Genomic DNA, 17,623 nt, shown 5'->3' on the forward strand with positions numbered 1-17,623 from the left:
CAGGACCGCACGTGAGGGTGATAAAAAACGGGATTAGAAAATTAGCGTTCGAGCAGGGCCAGTGCTTTATCCAGCACCGCGGCGCCGCGCATCATGCCGTAGTCGGCCATATCGATCACCGCTACCGCTTTGCCCTGCGGCGCCGCCAGCGCGGTTAGCCGTCCGGCTTCGTATTTGACCTGCGGCCCGAGGAGGATGACATCGGCGTTCGGCAGTTCACGTTCAAATTCTGCCACCGCCACCGCGTAGATTTCCAGCGCCAGCGCGCGCTGCTGGGCTTCCGCTTTCATTTTATTTACCAGCATGCTGGTCGACATGCCTGCGGCACAACAGAGTACGATTCGTGGCATTGCGCTTCCCCTTTGCGTGTTTATCGCTTCAGCCTTAACGACCTGTGCGACTATATTGTTAATATTGTGTGATAGTGAAGGCTATATGAAAATAATTTTCACCGATGTGATCGAGGCTCAATTTTTGCGCATTATTTCCTCATGTCATTGCCAAACATCGACGCCAGACATAGGAAATCGCCTGCACAGATGCTATAAAAACGGCTATTCACTAATTGAAAAATATTTTCAATTCCGGGTACTGCCAAAGGGAACATCAGGATGGATATCGTAGGTCAGCTACAGGAAGGATTGATCCGCTTTAGCGCTCAGGAGTCGCGCGTTGCCGCCTTTATTCTGGAAAATCTTAGCTTTACCGCCAGCGCCTCCATTGATGAGCTGGCCGCCAGCGCGGGGGTCAGCCCGGCCACCATCACCCGCTTCGCTCGTTCAGTGGGTTGTGATGATATTCGCGATTTACGTAAACAGCTGGCGCAGGCCAGCGAACGGCGCGCCAGCTGGCTCACGCCGGATAGCGCCGCCCTGCCCGTCGCCTGGCGCGACAAACTTAGCAGCCTCGGCGATACGCTAACCCGCCAGCTCGGGCACACCGCCGAAGCGGCGGTGGAAAAGTGCAAATCGCGCCTGCTGAGCGCCCGCGCGGTGCATTGCTTCGCCCTCGGCGCGCAGGACGTGGCGCTGGCGGCGCTGCTGCAGCACCAGCTGCTGCCATCCGGCATCGCGATTAATCTCTGTCAGGAGGCGGCGCTGATGCGAATGACCGCCAGTACCCTCAACGACGATCATCTACTGCTGGTACTGGCCACCGCCGAAGCCAGTACGGTATTACAGAGCGCGACGCTGCAGGCGCGTACGCAGGGAGTGACGATTATCGCACTGACCCCGGAACAGCATGCGCTGGCCGATATGGCCAGCGCCGTGCTTCCGCTGCCCGCCAACCCGCAACATGCCCGCTACGCCCTGCTACTGCTGGTCGATCTGCTTAACGATACATTGATAGCCTGAATGTTTTGCCCGTTCCTTTAGCGTTCGGGCCCAATTTTTGCTTATATTTTAAGCGCCTAAATTTACATTTACGCCAGCGCCCATCATCCGTACTCTCACCTTTTTACCTTGTTCTGGGTCAATAAAATCGCAAACATCTTTGATGCAAATCACTACATATAGAACTTAAAATGCGCCCCGGCCCTACATATTGTATTAATCGTCTATTATGTCACCATATCTTGTCGTTGTTGGGCGGTGATGAGATGTGGATAAAAAGGGCCGGATCCGAAGGCAAACGCCGCTAGTCGTAGCGTGGCGCGCTTTTGGGAGACCTTCCGCCTCTGTGGATAACCTGTTCTATATATGGAGTGATCATGACACCGCATGTGATGAAACGTGATGGCTGTAAAGTGCCGTTCAAGTCAGAGCGCATTAAAGAAGCAATTCTGCGTGCAGCTAAAGCAGCGGGAGTCGATGACGCAGACTATTGCGCCACCGTCGCAGAAGTCGTTAGCCAGCAAATGCAGGGCCGCGCGCAGGTCGATATCAACGATATCCAGACCGCCGTGGAAAACCAGTTGATGTCCGGCCCGTGGAAACAGCTGGCGCGCGCCTATATCGAATATCGCCACGATCGCGATATCGAGCGTGAAAAGCGCGGCCGCCTGAACCAGGAAATTCGCGGTCTGGTCGAGCAAACCAACTCATCGCTGCTCAACGAGAACGCCAACAAAGACAGTAAAGTGATCCCGACCCAGCGCGATCTGCTGGCCGGTATCGTGGCCAAACACTATGCCCGTCAGCATCTGCTGCCGCGCGATGTCGTACAGGCGCACGAGCGCGGCGAGATCCACTACCACGATCTCGACTATTCGCCGTTCTTCCCGATGTTCAACTGCATGCTGATCGACCTGAAAGGCATGCTGACGCACGGCTTTAAAATGGGCAATGCCGAAATTGAGCCGCCGAAGTCTATCTCTACCGCCACCGCGGTCACGGCGCAGATTATCGCCCAGGTCGCCAGCCATATTTACGGCGGCACCACCATTAACCGTATCGATGAAGTGCTGGCGCCGTTCGTCACCGAGAGCTTCAAAAAGCATCGTAAAATTGCCGAAGAGTGGCAGATCCCGGATGCCGAAGGCTATGCCCGTACGCGGACCGAAAAAGAGTGCTACGACGCGTTCCAGTCGCTGGAATATGAGGTCAACACGCTGCATACCGCCAACGGCCAGACGCCATTCGTCACCTTTGGTTTTGGCCTCGGCACCAGTTGGGAGTCGCGCCTGATCCAGCAGTCGATTCTGCGCAACCGCATCGCCGGTCTCGGCAAAAACCGCAAAACGGCGGTATTCCCGAAACTGGTCTTCGCCATTCGCGACGGCCTGAACCATAAATTCGGCGATGCGAACTATGACATCAAACAGCTGGCGTTAGAGTGCGCCAGCAAGCGCATGTACCCGGATATTCTCAACTACGATCAGGTCGTGAAAGTTACCGGGTCGTTTAAAACGCCGATGGGCTGCCGCAGTTTCCTCGGCGTGTGGGAAAACGAGAACGGCGAACAGGTACACGATGGGCGCAACAACCTCGGCGTTATCAGTCTGAACCTGCCGCGTATCGCGCTGGAAGCGAAAGGCGACGAAGCCGCCTTCTGGGCGCTGCTGGACGAGCGCCTGCTGCTGGCGCGCAAAGCGCTGATGACCCGTATCGCTCGTCTGGAAGGGGTGAAAGCCCGCGTCGCGCCGATTCTGTATATGGAAGGCGCCTGCGGCGTACGTCTGAAAGCCGACGACGACGTCGCGGAAATTTTCAAAAACGGCCGCGCGTCCATCTCCCTGGGCTACATCGGGATTCACGAGACCATCAACGCGCTGTACAACAATCAGCATATGTACGATAGCGAAGCGCTGCGTGAAAAAGGCATCGCCATCGTGCAGCGTCTGCGCGACGCCGTTGAACAGTGGAAGGAAGAGACCGGCTACGGCTTCAGCCTGTACAGCACGCCGAGCGAAAACCTGTGCGATCGCTTCTGCCGCCTCGATACCGCCGAATTCGGCGTGGTACCGGGCGTGACCGAGAAAGGCTACTACACCAACAGCTTCCATCTCGACGTCGAGAAGAAGGTTAACCCGTACGACAAGATCGATTTTGAAGCGCCGTATCCGCCGCTGGCCAACGGCGGCTTCATTTGCTACGGCGAATATCCGAATATCCAGCATAACCTCAAGGCGCTGGAAGACGTGTGGGATTACAGCTATCAGCACGTACCGTATTACGGCACCAATACGCCGATCGATGAATGCTACGAGTGCGGGTATACCGGCGAGTTCGAGTGCACGAGCAAGGGCTTTACCTGCCCGAAATGCGGCAACCACGACGCCGCCCGCGTATCGGTGACCCGCCGGGTATGCGGTTATCTCGGCAGCCCGGACGCGCGTCCGTTCAACGCTGGCAAGCAGGAAGAAGTGAAGCGCCGCGTGAAGCACCTGGGCAATGGGCAGATCGGTTAAGTTCTGCACAGGGTTCTCACCCTCACCCTAACCCTCTCCCTCAAGGGAGAGGGAACCGTTCGAGCCCGGCATTAAGCCCGGCGCTGGTTTTCCCCTCTCCCCTTGGGAGTGGGAACCGTTCAAGCCCGGCGTTGAGCCCGGCGCTGGTTTCCCCCCTCTCCCCTTGGGAGTGGGAACCGTTCAAGCACGGCGCTGGTTTTCCCCCTCTCCCCTTGGGAGTGGGAACCGTTCAAGCCCGGCGCTGGTTTTCCCCCTCTCTCCTTGGGAGAGGGCCGGGGTGAGGGTATCAGCCCCTGGTAGCCCGGCCGAGCGCAGCGACGCCGGGAAATGGCAGCACTCCTTCGTTTTCGCAAAGCAATTAATGTCAGAGCAAGGCGGCAAACGAAGGAATCTCCAGGAGCGTACATTCAGTACGTGACTGGGGTGAGTGAGCGCAGCCAACGCCGCTATGACGTTAATTGAGAAGCGAAAATGAATTATCACCAATACTACCCCGTCGACATCGTCAACGGCCCCGGCACCCGCTGCACCCTGTTTGTCTCCGGCTGCGTCCACGAGTGTCCCGGCTGCTACAACAAAAGCACCTGGCGGGTGAATTCCGGCATGCCGTTCACGACCGGGATGGCCGACCGCATCATTGCCGACCTCAACGATACCCGCATCAAACGCCAGGGGCTTTCACTCTCCGGTGGCGATCCGCTGCATCCGCAAAACGTCGCGGAGATCCTCAAACTGGTGCAGCGCGTACGCGCCGAATGCCCCGATAAAGATATCTGGGTCTGGACCGGCTATAAGATTGATGAACTGAACGCAGAGCAGATGGAAGTCGTGAACCTGATTAACGTGCTGGTCGACGGTAAGTTTGTGCAGGATTTAAAAGACCCGGCGCTTATCTGGCGCGGCAGCAGCAACCAGGTCGTGCATCATTTGCGATAGCGTTTAGAGCCGTTTATTCGCCTGATGATAAACGGCCGCTTTCTCTCTTTTGCCAATGGCAATAACGTAAACCACCACCACACTATCTCGTACTTGATACACCAGCCGATAACCTGACGCCTTAAGCTTGATTTTGTAGCAATCCGGCAAATCGCTCAGCCTGGCCGACTCAATTCGCGGATTCTGCACAACCTGCTGGAGCTTATTTTTGAACTGTTTTTTGACCGTCTCGCCAAGCTTCTGCCATTCGCGCCAGGCTCGTGGATCAAACTCCAGTTCATAGGTCATCCAGACTCACCTTAACCCCCGGCCGTGGGTTCTCCAGCCGCTCGCGAACGGTGCGTAACAACGCCGCTTCGCCATCGCTGATGGTCATACTTTTCACCGGCATGCGGCCATTTTCCGCAATGTATTGAAACAGCAAGCGTACCGCCTCCGTTGGCGTCATATCGAGTTTCTCCAGCACGGCATAAGCCTCTTTTTTGAGTTTATCGTCCAGTCGAACATTGAGCGTGGCCATTATGCCTCCAGAAAGGGGAATTTTGTAATGCAGTATAGCATTACATTTGAATTACATTCGAATTACATTCGAATCTGGAAAACACCTCTCAAAACCGACTGACGCACTCCATCGCCACCGTTTTAAACTCATCGAAGCTGCGGGTCGCGGCGAGGCGGCTCATGGCCCGCTCGCGCAGGAACGTCACGAAAATATCGTAGATCGCCATCGCCTCTTCATACTCGCTCTTGCTGATAGCGAGCAGGAAGATGATATGGGCGATTTCGTCGCCCCAGGCGATGCCCTGCGGAGCAATAACGGTATAGACCACCGTCTTTTTCGCTAACAGACCGAGGGCGTGCGGCAGCGCAATGCCATCGCCCAGCATGGTACTGACGATCGCTTCACGCTCGACCACCGAATCATGAAACTCCGCATCGACAAAACCCTCCTGCTGCAGCTGCTGACACAGCTCGGCGAACAGCGTTTGCTGATCTATCGGCTTATCGATCACCCGGAAGTGGGCGGCATCGAAGTACTTATTCAACATCCACGGACGGGTGCGATCCACCAGCACCAGCTTGCCAATCTGATCTAACTGGTAATCGGTGGGGAACGGCGCAATGGTCACCACCGGTTTGTCTTTTTCGCCGATCCGCACCGTTGAGATAACAAAATCCTCATCGATCGCTTCTCGCTGTTCGTACTCGCGCTGGGAAATGGTGGCGGCGATCTCCAGTTGCGGATATTTACGCTGCAGGATCGCTTCGATCATCCGCACCATCGCATTGCTGGTATCGCACACCAGCAGCACGTGCGGCTGGCGCTGGTAGCCGATGTTGTAGTGGCGTTCCAGCCCGACGCCGATATGCAGCACCAGAAAGCCGATTTCGTTTTCGCTGATGGTATAAGGCGTGTATTTTCCCCAGCTCGATACCGCGGCGAGGGTCATATCCCATGCCATCGGATAGTGCTGTTTGATGTTATCGAGCAGCGGATTGGGGATCATTATCTGATAGCGCACGCGGGTGATCATGGTCTTAATGTGGGTCAGCAGATCGGCGTGCAGCTGGGCGTCTTCCAGCAGGTTATAGTTATATTGGCTGTTAATGTAACGCAGAATGTAATTGACCAGCGCTTCGTCATCGTCGGCGCTGATGGTTTCCGGATCGACATCCTGTACCTGGCGGGCGGCGATATGCACGCACAGCCACTCTTCCTCGGCGGGCGAGAAGGGTTTTCCGGCCAACCGCTGTAGCTCTCCCGCCAAATCGCGCGCGGCGTCGCGGACGTTTTGCGCCACATCTTCAGCGCTAAAATCGGCCAGCGGATAGCCTTCACTAACGCGGCGTACCACGACCGCGCCGTACAGGCAGATAAAACGCTCGCCGACATCGGTGAGGCGAATATGATGCCGCGTGAGCGTCTCCTGCAGCACCGGCTCCAGTTGCGCCGGGACATCCGCTTCCAGCGCCTCGGCGCTAATCAACGGATTAATGCCGCCCTGCAGCGTCAGCTCCCACAGTAGATCGGTCAAGCAGGCGCGAATCGATACCTCGCTGCCGAACAGCTTCATGCCGTGGCGCGGGCGGGTTTCGAGGGTAAGCTGATAGCGCTGGAAGCGCTCGCGCACCTCGACCATATCATTCTGCAGCGTGGCGCGGCTGATGAACCATTCATCGGCCAGATCTTCCAGCTTGATAGAGAATGCCGAGGTCAGGAAACGCACCAGCAAAAAGTGGATGCGCTCCTGGGCGGTACGCGGCACGTGCTGCGTCTTCGGCGCCGTCTCCTCCAGCGCCTGAAAACGCGATCGGTCGTCAATCTTCAGCTGATAACCGCTACCGCGGTTGAGCGTAAACTGCGCGCCATACTGTGCCAGCAGCGCATTCAGCGCGGTAATATCGGCGCGCACGGTACGGGTAGAAACCGACAGCCGCTGCGCCAGTTCATCCTGCGGCAGCGTTTCATTTCGCAGCAGGGTGAAGAGTTGCGCTAAGCGTTGGTTGGGAAATCGCATGTCAGTTCCTTGTTGTTACGGCTCAGGGTTGGGCGGATATCACCATCTGCGATGGGCTACCGACCGGCGTGTAGTCTGAGGCAAAGGTTAATTTGCCATCCTTCGGCGCCACGCTAAAACGGGTAATATTATCGCTACGCTGGTTCATGACGTACAGCCACTGCCCCTGATTATCCAGGGTCAGCGTACGGGGGTAATCCCCACGCGTCCAGATATCCTCCTGGTGGCTCAGGCTGCCGTCAGCCAGCACGCTAAAGTGGGCAATGCTGTTATGCAGGCGGTTGGCGACGTATAGCTGTTTGCCATCGTTGCTCAGCACAAGGCCGGCGGCAAAGCTGGTGCCCTTATACTCTTTTGGCAGCGCGGAGACGGTTTTGCCTTCGCGCAGCAGGCCGCTTTGCTTATCAAGATGATAGAAGGTTAGCGTCGACGCTTCTTCGTTAATCAGCCACAGGCCGTCGCCCTTTGGCGTAAAGACGAAGTGCCGCGGGCCGGCGCCCGGCGACGAGGCGGCGATAAACGGCGGATCGTTTGGCGTCAGTTTGCCGCTGGCGCTATCCAGACGGTACTGATAGATCCGATCCAGCCCCAGATCGGTGGAGTAAACAAACTTCCCGCTGGGATCGGCGGCGATCATATGGGCGTGCGGGCCATTGTGATCGCTAATGGCAAAGCTGCCCTCGACGGCCGCCGCCGGACGTTCGGCGCCGGCCGGACCTTCATCCTGATGCACATCTACCGCCTCGCCCAGGCTACCATCTTCTTTCACCGGTAGCACGGCGGCGCTGCCGCTAACGTAGTTGGCCACCAACAGATATTTACCATCCGGCGTCAGGGAGAGATACACTGGCCCGGCGCCGCCAGAGGCAACCTGGTTGAGTTCCGCCAGCTCGCCGTTCTTGTCAATTCGCCACGCCTGCACCACGCCTTTTTCGACTTCACTGGCGGCATACAGCGTTTTGCCATCGCGCGACACGGTCAGCTGCGCGACGTTCGGCAACGAGCTCACCAGCGCCTTATCGCGCAGGGCGCCGGTTTTGGCATCGACGGTAAAGCGATACAGACCTTCGCCATTAGGATTATAGGTGCCAATCCAGGCGTAGTGGGTTTGCGCGGCGGCGCCGGCGGCAAGCAGAGACAGTGAAGCAACAAGCAGGTGACGAGCGGTTGGCATGGTAACTCCTTGATGGTTCGGTGGGATAAGTTTCCCCTCACCCCGGCCCTCTCCCAAAGGGAGAGGGAGAACACCAGACGGTCCCCTTCCCTGAGGGAGAAAACCAGATGGTCCCCTTCCCTGAGGGAGAAAACCGGACGGTTCCCTCTCCCCTTGGGAGAGGGTTAGGGTGAGGGACAATGGCACTACTTCACTAACTGTTTGGTCATCTCCAGCAACTGGCGAACATCGGCCGGGCGGGTGTTGCCGCTGGCTTTATCGATAATCGAGCTGTAAATATGCGGGATGATTTTACTCACGCCGGCATCCAGCGCGATTTTCAGGATCTCGCTGTAGTTTTCCAGATCGATACCGCCGGTCGGCTCCAGCCAGAAATCGTGTTCAGCGCAGGCTTTGGCGACGGCTTCAAATTCGGCGCGATGCTTCAGGCCGCCCATCGGGAAGTATTTGATAGAGCTGCCGCCCATATCTTTCAACAGCGCGATGGCGGTTTCCAGCGGAACAATCCCATCCGCCGCGCCGCTGCTCAGCGGGCCGGTTGAGATCTTCACCATTCCCGGCGTACCGGTCGGCGAGACCAGACCATTCACCACGGTCTCGTTCTGCCCGAGCAGCGCGCGGCTGGTAGCCACGCCGGTGAAGACCTGGTTGACGTGCTGCGGCTGCACCTGGCGAGAAATCTCGCTCACCATCGCCGACTGGTTTGGATCCCCTGCGCCCAGCCCGACGGAGAGCGCGTTATCAATCAGCTTCGCGTATTCACGCATATCGGCCACCGCGCTGGCGACGTCCGGATAGTTTTTGGAGAGCACGCCGACCAGTACATGACCTTCCGCCGCGTCGTAAATTTCACGAGCGTTGTCTTTGCTGCCCGCCAGTACGTTCAGGCACACGCGGTCACGGTAAAAATTTGGGGTCAGTTTCATGCTTGTTTCTCCTTATTCAGAACTTCTGCGATGCGGCGAGCGACCACCTCCAGCTGCTGCGCGTTCACGCTGCGGACATCGGCTTCAATAATGCCTTCATTCGCTTTATAGCCGCGGAAGTAAATGGCGTATTCGCCCTGCTTGAGCGCGTTAACCAGATCGCCGGTATTCACGCCGGTAGTCGCTTCATCAAATTTAATTTCGGCACGGGCGATATCGCGGCCCGCGCTATCCCACACCACCCGCGCGGTCACGCCGTTGAGAGTGTTGAGCTGTTCGATAAACGGCGTCATCTTGTCCACCATCTGCTGACCGCTCTCTTTGGTCGCCGTCAGGTAGTGTTCAATGGCGCAGGTCAGGCCGAGAATGCCCTCTTTACCCACTTTCATCGCCCGGCCAATCCCCATCGACTGGCGCTTAACCCACTCGACGTACTGCGTTTTGCCGATGACCAGCCCGCTGGTCGGCCCTTCAATCGCTTTCGCGCCGCTGTAGATAACCAGGTCTGCCCCCATGCGGTAGTAGCACTGCAAATCTTCTTCCGCCGCCGCATCGACGATCAGCGGCAAGTTATGCTGGCGCGCCACTTCCGCGGCCTGCGCGACGTTGAGCATGCTTTTCTGCACGCAGTGGTGGGATTTGATGTACAGAATCGCCGCGGTGCACGGAGTGATCGCCGCCGCCAGCTGTTGGGCAGAACATTCGTTGGCGTAGCCCGCTTCCACCAGCTTACCGCCGCCCAACGCCACCATGGTGCCTACCGGCGCGCCAAAGTTGACGTTGTGGCCCTTCGGCAACACGATTTCGTTATTTTCAATCGGGGTAACGTGCAGGTTCTCCAGCAGCCAGTCGCTGTCTTTCACCAGCACCGCCGCTACCGACTGGGCAATCCCCGCCGACGCGCAGGAGACAACGGTCGCCCCTTCCACATCCAGCAGTTTGGCGATGTACTCGCCGGTTTTATTCACCAGGTCTTTCATTTCAAAGTACTGGTTCATACCGGCCATCGCGGCTTCAACCACTTCCGGGCGCGGCGTGGAGACGCCCAGCGCCGTCATCCGGCCTGAAGTATTAATAACTTGTTTTAAATGGTATTTCTCAAAAATCGAAGGCATGTTCCGCGCTCCCTTGTTCGGTCAGATAGCCCTTGCCCGCGCGAATCGCGGCCAGCGGCACCAGAATGTTGTCAGCCTGCAGGCTCTCTTTTTCGGCATCCACCAATAACGTGGGCTGATGCTGCAGGCTAAATAGCGTTAAATCGGCATCGAAGCCCTCTTCCAGGCGCCCTTTACGCGCCAGGCGCAGCCCCTCGGCGGCGCTGACGGTCACGCAGTCAATCACCTGCGGCAGGGTCATGCCGATGGCGAGGAATTTCGACATCACCAGCGCCAGCGAGCGCACCGGGCCGTCAATACGGTTACGGCAGTAAATATCGGAGCTAATGGTATGCGGCAGAATACCCATCGCAATCGCCCGCCGCGCCACTTCAAAGCTGAAACTGGCGGTACCGTGGCCGACATCGAGGCGCACGCCGCGCTGCAGCGCGCGAGTAATGGAGCTGCGCAGCTCGCCGGCAGGATTCAGAATGCGGTTCGGCTTGCCGTTATAGCAGTGGGTAATGATGTCGCCGCTGCTCAGCAGATCGGCGATTTCATCGAGGTTCGGCGGGTTATTGCCGATGTGCACCATCAGCGGCAGATCGCCGTTTTCCTGCTGAATGGCCTTGGCGCGCGCCAGCGGCGTGATGCCGTTTTCGCCGACGACGCTGCTGCTCATCCGCGCCTTCAGGCCGACGATAAAGTCAGGATGACGCTGCACCGCCTGCTTCACCGCGGCGGCGTCGATATTGGCCATATTCGCCAGCTCATTCTGCGCAATCAGCCCGACGCGGGAGATGTTGAGCAACGCATAAACTTCCGTCGCCGCTTTACGGGTCAGTTGATAGAAGTCATCGACGTCGTCGGCGCCGGTGCTGCCGGCATCGATCACGGTAGTGACGCCGGTGGCGATGCCGACGCTATCCGGCTCATCGTGATAAATCGGTGAATTCGGGTAGCAGTGAACGTGAGAGTCAATCCAGCCAGCGCTGACGTAAACCTTGCCGTTCAGTTCGATGGTCTTACGGGAGGGCGCGCTAATCTCGCCCAGCGCCGCGATTTTCCCGTCCTGGATGGCGATATCAGTCAGGGTATCGTCGACGAGGCGCGCACGGCGCAGGAGTAAATCAAACATAGCTATCTCCTGATGAAAGAGTGAATCTGTTGCCGGATGGCGGCGTACCGCCTTATCCGGCCTACAAATCGCGCTGACTTGTAGGCCGGATAAGCGCAGCGCCATCGGGCGATTAGCTAATCGCAATCGGGAAGATGGAACCGAGGATCATCGCGCCGAGGATGGCGCCGCCGGTGATCGGTTTCTGCCAGATGTAGAACAGCAGTGCGCCAACCAAAGAACCAATCCCGATAGGAATAGACGCCGTCATCGCGCTGAGGATGATCAATGGACCGAGGAAGCGGCCGGAGGCGTTACCGGCCCCCATCATCACGTCGGCGCCGTAGGTGGAGTCGCTCTGGTTGATGGTGAACTTACGCGCCAGAATGATGATGTAGCCGACCGCCAGGCCGAGGATCAGGCCGGTTGCCAGCGACGCGGCGAAGTTCGCCACCGGGAAGACAAAGCCCGCGCCAAGCAGTAGCGCCGGCACGCCGAGGCCGATACCGGTCTGGATGGCGCCGCCGATATCCAGAATCCCCACCAGCGAACCTTCGATGATGCGGGCGAACAGGAAGCTCGCGCCGAATGCCGCCACCGCGCCGTACGCGCCGGTATCAATCCCTGCCTTCAACATCGCCACGAAGGCCACTTCGTTAAATGCGCCGATGCCGTACAGGTAGTACATGTGCGTCCCGGCGAAGACGCCGGAGGAGAGCAGGCCAACAAAGATCGGGAACGACCAGTCGGCATACCAAAAACCTTTATTCTGTTCCATTATCAGGCTCCCGTTACTTGCCGCTGAGTGAGTTGTGGATCATGTCCAGCCAGTTCGGCACGGTCAGATGGAAGGATTCGAGCATCTTCATGTCGAAGCCGCGGAAGAAGCCGCTGAGGACGAACAACGCGACAATGGCGATCATCATCACTTTGGTTACCCGGTTCCAGCCGCTCTCTTCTACGCCTTTACCGATCAGGATCCCCAGTACCAGACCCGGTACGGCGTTCCCCATAATCAGCTGCGCCGCGCCGCCGAAAATCGTCGCCCAGAAGCCTGATTTCTTACCGGCATCGATAGCCGCCAGCCAGAAAATCACCGGCATCACGGTGTTCACCAGCAGGTTTGCCGCCGGAACCAATACCTTAACGGCGGTGACCTGCAGCGCTTCCGGTACGGAAGAGGCGGTCAGGTTAAGGAAGGCGACGACGATCATGCCGATGATGCCGCAGGCAATGGCCATTTTTTTCGGATCGTGTAGCGTTTCGCCAACGTTACGATTTTTCACCATCAACGCCGCCGCTCCCCAGTTCGGGATAATGCGGTGGTCAACGTCCTGGGTGAAGGAGCCTGCTGCAACGGAAGAGGCCCAGGCGTTAAAGAAGAAGCCGAGACCAAAAGAGAAGTGAGAAGCCGGATCGCCTTCGCAGGAATTCAGCTCGCCCAAGGTACGAAACGCCCCCATCCCTTGCGTGGTGGGCGCGTGAAACATGCGTGCCGCTCCGGCGCCCACGCCGACGCCGACCAGGCCGCCGATGATGAGCGATTTTATTAAAATTATCAGGAACATAGTCTGACCCTTTGGTAACAATCAGGTTTGCGTGACGAAATCCACTTTATCGAGATCGATGGCGGTCACGTTGACGGTGACGTCCAGCTCCACGCTGTAGGTCCGTCGTTCACGGCGCAAAAAGATGAACAGAAACGCCTCTTTTCGTACCGCTTCGCGCGCATGAACAACCGTCACGTCCTGTGGCTCAATACGCAGTAGGATGCGCGATGATGATTTCATCACCGCAGCCTGCACATGGTTCAGGGCATCGGCGAAGGCCCGTGATTTGCTTTCGCCTTTGCCTGCAACCCTCACCGTGGTGGTGAATTGCTCTTTCATACTTATGCGCCGTATTTCTTTTTCCAGGCTTCAACCAGGCGCTCGCCCAGCTCTTCTTTATCCATGAAGCCGAAGCCCAGTACGTTGCAGCCTTCGTTGATGGCGGTGACGCCCTCTTCAATAGAACGCATGCCGTATTTTGCTTTGTAACCGTACTTGGTCTGTGCGGTGATGGCGCCTGCGCCGCCGCTACCGCAGAAGGAGATGCCGAAAGAGGCGTTTTCCGCTTTCATCATGTCGCCAAGTTTCATATCTGCAGCAACGCCAGGGACGACCACTGCACGTGCGCCGGCTTTTTCTGCGCCTGCCGCGACTTTTTGTCCTTTACCCAGACGGTCGCCAATAACTACGGTGATTTGTTCCATGTTTTGCTCCTTACAGGTTTTCTTTTGCGACTTCGAAGTGGACGGACAACAACCAGGCCTCTTCATCAGGCAGGTTGCCGAACTGTGCGACCACTTCGCGGGCCAGCATCATTGAATCTTCAGAAATTTCTTCGAACAGACTGGCATCCACTTCCGGTAGCGGTTCGCCGCTGATTGACCGGTGGGCCATGGCCCGCACGTGGGAAGTCAGCATTTGCTCCTGAACGTCGTTAGGGACGATGTCGTGACGGCTTAACAGGGCGAATACCTGCTGTAACATCTTGTCAGCCAGGCGTTCGGTCTGCGCCGCCTGCTCCCCTACGTCGTTTATTACCGCTCCGTTATTCACTTGTGTTACCCCGCTGATGTCTCTGGAATCCAAAGTAGCGCCGGGGGTCAGGAGTTTGTAGCGAGTTGTTTTCCACTTCGAAGTGGAAAGGGAGAAGGCTTAGGTGATCGACTCCACATATTCGCCGGATAAATGTAAAAACAGGCGATATGACGTGATGCGCATCACAACTATGATCGAGGTTTAGCGGAAAACGACCGCAGAAAGACCGGAAAAAGAAAAGGGAAAAATGTGATACAGGTAGGTTTTTAGGCGGGAGACATCGGCTGACGCCTCCCGAAAACGGCGATTAGCGATACTTCTTATGGTAGGTATTGCGGGTAGTTTTGAAGTCCTCCGCGGCGGCCTGCGCCTCTTTCAGCTTACCGGCGTCAGCTAACTTCAGCGCGCCGTCGATCTGGCCGACCAACGTCTCCAGACCGTGGCGGAAATCTTTCATCTCCGGGCTATCGGCCGCTTTGCCTTCCAGTTTTGGCGGCGTCTCTTTCTGGGCGTCAACCGCAGCGGTACGCATCTTATTCAGCGCCGCTTTCAGCTCGCCAATGTCTGAGGTTTTCTGTACCACCTGCAGATTTTCCGCAAGGGTGTCCATGTCTTCGCCAAGGTCGGCGAACGCCGATGCCGAACCGAGCGCAAAAGCAGAGACGGCCAGCATCGCTAACAGTTTTTTACGCATTGCTCACTTCCTTTTTATTATGAAGATATCAAGCGGGCGCGGCAGGACGCGCCCGGCACACAGGTCATTGACCGGCGATTTTCATCTCCGGCAGCAGCACGGAACCACACTGAATATTGCTGCGCGTTTCGATATCGTCGCCGACGGTGACAATATTACGCCACATTTCTTTCAGATTTCCGGCGATGGTGATCTCACTGACCGGATACTGAATCTCGCCGTTTTCTACCCAGAAACCGGATGCGCCGCGCGAGTAGTCGCCGGTCACGCCACTGACACCCTGCCCCATCAATTCGGTGACCACAAGCCCGGTGCCCATCTCTTTAAGCATCTTTGCAAAACTCAGGCCGCGGCCGTTGATGCGCCAGTTATGGATGCCGCCGGCGTGGCCGGTGCTTTTCATACCCAGCTTGCGCGCGGAATAGTTGGTCAGTAGCCACTGGGTCAGCACGCCGTCTTTGATGATGTCGCGACGTTCGGTGCGCACGCCTTCGCTGTCGAACGGCGTGGAGGCCAGCCCCTTCAGCAGATGTGGATGTTCTTCGATGGTCAGCCACTCCGGCAGGATCTGTTTGCCGAGGGAGTCGAGCAGGAAGGTCGATTTACGGTAGACCGCGCCGCCGGCAATCGCCCCGACCAGATGGCCAAACAGCCCGGTCGCGACTTCGTTGGCGAAGATAACCGGCGCTTTCATCGTCGACAGCTTACGCGGCGCCAGGCGCGACAAGGTGCGGCGGGCGCATTCGTTGCCGACCCACTCCGGGGTCTGTAAATCGCCAAGGGCGCGGCCAATGGTGTAGGCGTAGTCGCGTTCCATATCGCCGTTTTCTTCGGCAATCACGCAGCTGGAGAGCGAGTGGCGGGTAGAGCAATAGCTCTGGAGCATGCCATAGCTGTTACCGAACACTTTAATTCCATAGTGGCTGTTGAAGCTGCCGCCTTCGGTATTGGTAATGCGTTTGTCGGCCTGCAGGGCGGCCTGCTCGGCGCGGGCGGCCAGCTCGATGGCTTCATCGGGGGAGACCTCCGCCGGATGGAACAGGTCCAGATCCGGGGCGTCAAAGGCCAGCAGTTCTTTATCCGCCACGCCGGCAAACGGGTCCGGCGAAGTGTAACGCGCGATATCCAGCGCCGCCTGCACGGTACGCGCGATAGCGTCCGGGCTCAGGTCAGTCGAAGAGGCGCTGCCTTTACGATTTTGATGATAAACGGTGATGCCAAGCGCGCCGTCGCTATTGAATTCAACATTCTCCACCTCACCGTAGCGGGTGCTGACGCCGATGCCGGTGGTCTTGCTGACGGAGACTTCCGCACCGTCGGATTTGCCTGCCGCCAGTTCCAGTGCCGTACTAACGGCTTCTTCCAGCGTCTTACGCTGCTGTGCAACTTGAGAGATGACTTTCATTGCTAATGCCATAATGTAAGAAGGAGTTAACTGAAGTCTAACAGAGAACCGTTTTTCAGTGCGCGCCTTAACTGGTAACATTAGCCTCTTTTTTAAGGAGCCTGAGATGACAAAGCAGCCCGAAGACTGGCTCGACGACGTGCCCGGTGATGACGTTGAAGATGAAGATGATGAAATTATCTGGGTCAGCAAGAGTGAAATTAAGCGCGACGCGGAAGAACTGAAGCGTCTTGGCGCGGAAATGGTAGACCTCGGTAAGAACGCGCTGGATAAGCTGCCGCTCGATACCGACCTGCGCGACGCCATTGAACTCGCCCAGCGTATCAAGAAAGAAGGCCGCCGCCGCCAGCTGCAGCTGATTGGTAAAATGCTGCGTAATCGCGACGTCGATCCGATTCGCCAGGCGCTGGATAAGCTGAAGAACCGTCACAACCAGCAGGTGGCGCTGTTCCATAAGCTGGAACAAATCCGCGATCGCCTGATTGATAATGGCGATGATGCGGTCGTAGAGGTATTGAACCTGTGGCCAGACGCTGATCGTCAGCAGCTGCGCTCACTGATCCGCAATGCCAAAAAAGAGAAAGAAGGCAACAAGCCGCCGAAATCCGCGCGCCTGATCTTCCAGTATCTGCGCGAACTGGCCGAGAACGAAGGCTAGTTCCCACGCTAACCGCCATCTCCCGGATGGCGGCGCGTTGCGCCTTATCCGGGCTACGAATCGGTATCCGGTGGCTAGCTCCGGTCAGCGCATCGCAAACCTTACCTCATGACCTCGTGCCCTAAATCCTCGGCAAACTGCTGATACCGCGCCACATCGATCGGCTGCGGATAGCTCAACACCAGCAGTTCATGATCGTCGATCCCTTGATGATAGGTCGGATGGCGGTGCGCCCAGGCATTGGCATGGAATCCCATCGACTGGTAAAAGCGCAGCCGTTTATGGGCGATTTCGCTGGTGAGCGGATCGATTTCCAGAATAGTCAGCGGCGCGCGCGTCAGGATCTGCGCCAGCAGTTGTTTGCCATAGCCGCGCGAACGCAGGGTGTCGTCAATCGCCAGATGTTCGATATAGCTATAACCGGCAAACTGCCAGCAGCCGCTCAGGCCAATAAATACCCCGTTATCAAACCACGCTTCCAGCGCATAGTGCGGGTTGCTCAACGCCTGAAGTTTGGCGTCGCTTTCACGCTGTTCGTGCCACGGAAAGGCACGGGCGTACAGCGCGTCAAGCGCGGCGAAATGGGGCGAGTCGGTAGAAATGACTTTTTCACAGGTCAGCATCACACAATCCCTGGTGGCGAAAACAAAACTGCCCTCACGCGG

20 protein-coding genes are annotated in these 17,623 nt (G+C 57.4%); 4 read left to right on the forward strand and 16 right to left on the reverse strand.

The features are described 5' to 3' along the window. Positions 1–41 precede the first annotated feature (41 nt). On the reverse strand, positions 42–305 hold the full coding sequence (locus tag KGA69_RS03775) for a PTS sugar transporter subunit IIB (protein ID WP_015368564.1): 264 nt from the start codon (positions 303–305) through the stop codon (positions 42–44). A gap of 306 nt (positions 306–611) precedes the next feature. Here KGA69_RS03775 and KGA69_RS03780 point away from each other — a divergent pair, with 306 nt between their 5' ends. The 3 genes from KGA69_RS03780 to nrdG all read left to right on the forward strand — a co-directional run bounded on the left by KGA69_RS03780 (position 612) and on the right by nrdG (position 4,786). Then, positions 612–1,355 carry a MurR/RpiR family transcriptional regulator gene (locus KGA69_RS03780; RefSeq protein ID WP_045394700.1) on the forward strand — a complete coding sequence of 248 codons (744 nt, stop codon included), beginning with the start codon at positions 612–614 and terminating at the stop codon, positions 1,353–1,355. A gap of 356 nt (positions 1,356–1,711) precedes the next feature. After that, a complete protein-coding gene (gene nrdD / locus KGA69_RS03785; RefSeq protein WP_015368566.1) occupies positions 1,712–3,850 on the forward strand; it encodes an anaerobic ribonucleoside-triphosphate reductase in 2,139 nt (712 codons plus the stop codon). Between the two features lie 471 nt (positions 3,851–4,321). Further along, positions 4,322–4,786: an anaerobic ribonucleoside-triphosphate reductase-activating protein gene (nrdG, locus tag KGA69_RS03790; protein ID WP_213292847.1), complete on the forward strand. Its 465-nt coding sequence runs from the start codon at positions 4,322–4,324 to the stop codon at positions 4,784–4,786. A 3-nt stretch (positions 4,787–4,789) separates the two neighbouring features. Here nrdG and KGA69_RS03795 read toward each other — a convergent pair whose 3' ends face one another. From KGA69_RS03795 to pmbA, 14 genes are all read right to left on the reverse strand, one after another. Continuing rightward, complete coding sequence (locus KGA69_RS03795) at positions 4,790–5,074, reverse strand: type II toxin-antitoxin system RelE family toxin (protein WP_045394697.1); 285 nt, start codon at positions 5,072–5,074, stop codon at positions 4,790–4,792. Beyond that, complete coding sequence (locus tag KGA69_RS03800; protein ID WP_002886901.1) at positions 5,064–5,306, reverse strand: type II toxin-antitoxin system RelB/DinJ family antitoxin; 243 nt, start codon at positions 5,304–5,306, stop codon at positions 5,064–5,066. The genes KGA69_RS03795 and KGA69_RS03800 overlap by 11 nt, the downstream gene beginning before the upstream one ends. Before the next feature lie 88 nt (positions 5,307–5,394). After that, on the reverse strand, positions 5,395–7,305 hold the full coding sequence (locus tag KGA69_RS03805; protein WP_045394695.1) for a BglG family transcription antiterminator: 1,911 nt from the start codon (positions 7,303–7,305) through the stop codon (positions 5,395–5,397). 22 nt (positions 7,306–7,327) lie between these two features. After that, positions 7,328–8,479, reverse strand: coding sequence for a lactonase family protein (locus tag KGA69_RS03810; RefSeq protein ID WP_213292848.1), 1,152 nt, complete (start codon positions 8,477–8,479; stop codon positions 7,328–7,330). A gap of 185 nt (positions 8,480–8,664) precedes the next feature. After that, entirely contained in the window at positions 8,665–9,405 is a 741-nt protein-coding gene (gene dagF, locus KGA69_RS03815) for a 2-dehydro-3-deoxy-phosphogluconate aldolase (protein ID WP_045394691.1), read from the reverse strand. Next, complete coding sequence (locus tag KGA69_RS03820) at positions 9,402–10,520, reverse strand: DgaE family pyridoxal phosphate-dependent ammonia lyase (protein WP_213292849.1); 1,119 nt, start codon at positions 10,518–10,520, stop codon at positions 9,402–9,404. Before KGA69_RS03820 ends, dagF begins: the two co-directional genes overlap by 4 nt. After that, positions 10,504–11,637, reverse strand: a complete 1,134-nt coding sequence (locus KGA69_RS03825) for an amidohydrolase/deacetylase family metallohydrolase (protein ID WP_049061385.1) — start codon at positions 11,635–11,637, stop codon at positions 10,504–10,506. Before KGA69_RS03825 ends, KGA69_RS03820 begins: the two co-directional genes overlap by 17 nt. Before the next feature lie 112 nt (positions 11,638–11,749). Then, complete coding sequence (locus KGA69_RS03830; protein WP_015368573.1) at positions 11,750–12,394, reverse strand: DUF4310 family protein; 645 nt, start codon at positions 12,392–12,394, stop codon at positions 11,750–11,752. A gap of 13 nt (positions 12,395–12,407) precedes the next feature. Next, entirely contained in the window at positions 12,408–13,184 is a 777-nt protein-coding gene (locus KGA69_RS03835) for a DUF4311 domain-containing protein (RefSeq protein WP_015368574.1), read from the reverse strand. A gap of 21 nt (positions 13,185–13,205) precedes the next feature. Beyond that, complete coding sequence (locus tag KGA69_RS03840; protein ID WP_015368575.1) at positions 13,206–13,505, reverse strand: DUF4312 family protein; 300 nt, start codon at positions 13,503–13,505, stop codon at positions 13,206–13,208. Positions 13,506–13,507: 2 nt separating this feature from the next. Continuing rightward, positions 13,508–13,870, reverse strand: a complete 363-nt coding sequence (locus tag KGA69_RS03845; protein ID WP_015368576.1) for an SFCGS family glycine-rich protein — start codon at positions 13,868–13,870, stop codon at positions 13,508–13,510. Between the two features lie 10 nt (positions 13,871–13,880). Further along, entirely contained in the window at positions 13,881–14,219 is a 339-nt protein-coding gene (locus KGA69_RS03850) for a PRD domain-containing protein (protein ID WP_015368577.1), read from the reverse strand. 289 nt (positions 14,220–14,508) lie between these two features. Beyond that, a complete protein-coding gene (gene cybC / locus KGA69_RS03855) occupies positions 14,509–14,895 on the reverse strand; it encodes a cytochrome b562 (RefSeq protein WP_015368578.1) in 387 nt (128 codons plus the stop codon). A 64-nt stretch (positions 14,896–14,959) separates the two neighbouring features. Beyond that, on the reverse strand, positions 14,960–16,312 hold the full coding sequence (gene pmbA, locus KGA69_RS03860) for a metalloprotease PmbA (protein ID WP_045360325.1): 1,353 nt from the start codon (positions 16,310–16,312) through the stop codon (positions 14,960–14,962). Positions 16,313–16,406: 94 nt separating this feature from the next. On the opposite strand from pmbA, the gene yjgA reads away from it, so the two are divergent. Continuing rightward, positions 16,407–16,958, forward strand: a complete 552-nt coding sequence (gene yjgA, locus KGA69_RS03865) for a ribosome biogenesis factor YjgA (RefSeq protein WP_015368580.1) — start codon at positions 16,407–16,409, stop codon at positions 16,956–16,958. Between the two features lie 101 nt (positions 16,959–17,059). Here yjgA and KGA69_RS03870 read toward each other — a convergent pair whose 3' ends face one another. Then, on the reverse strand, positions 17,060–17,581 hold the full coding sequence (locus tag KGA69_RS03870) for a GNAT family N-acetyltransferase (protein WP_047046241.1): 522 nt from the start codon (positions 17,579–17,581) through the stop codon (positions 17,060–17,062). Positions 17,582–17,623: the final 42 nt, after the last annotated feature.

The sequence above is a fragment of the Klebsiella sp. A52 genome (assembly GCF_018388785.1).
In the GTDB taxonomy this organism is placed as follows: Bacteria; Pseudomonadota; Gammaproteobacteria; order Enterobacterales; family Enterobacteriaceae; genus Klebsiella; species Klebsiella aerogenes.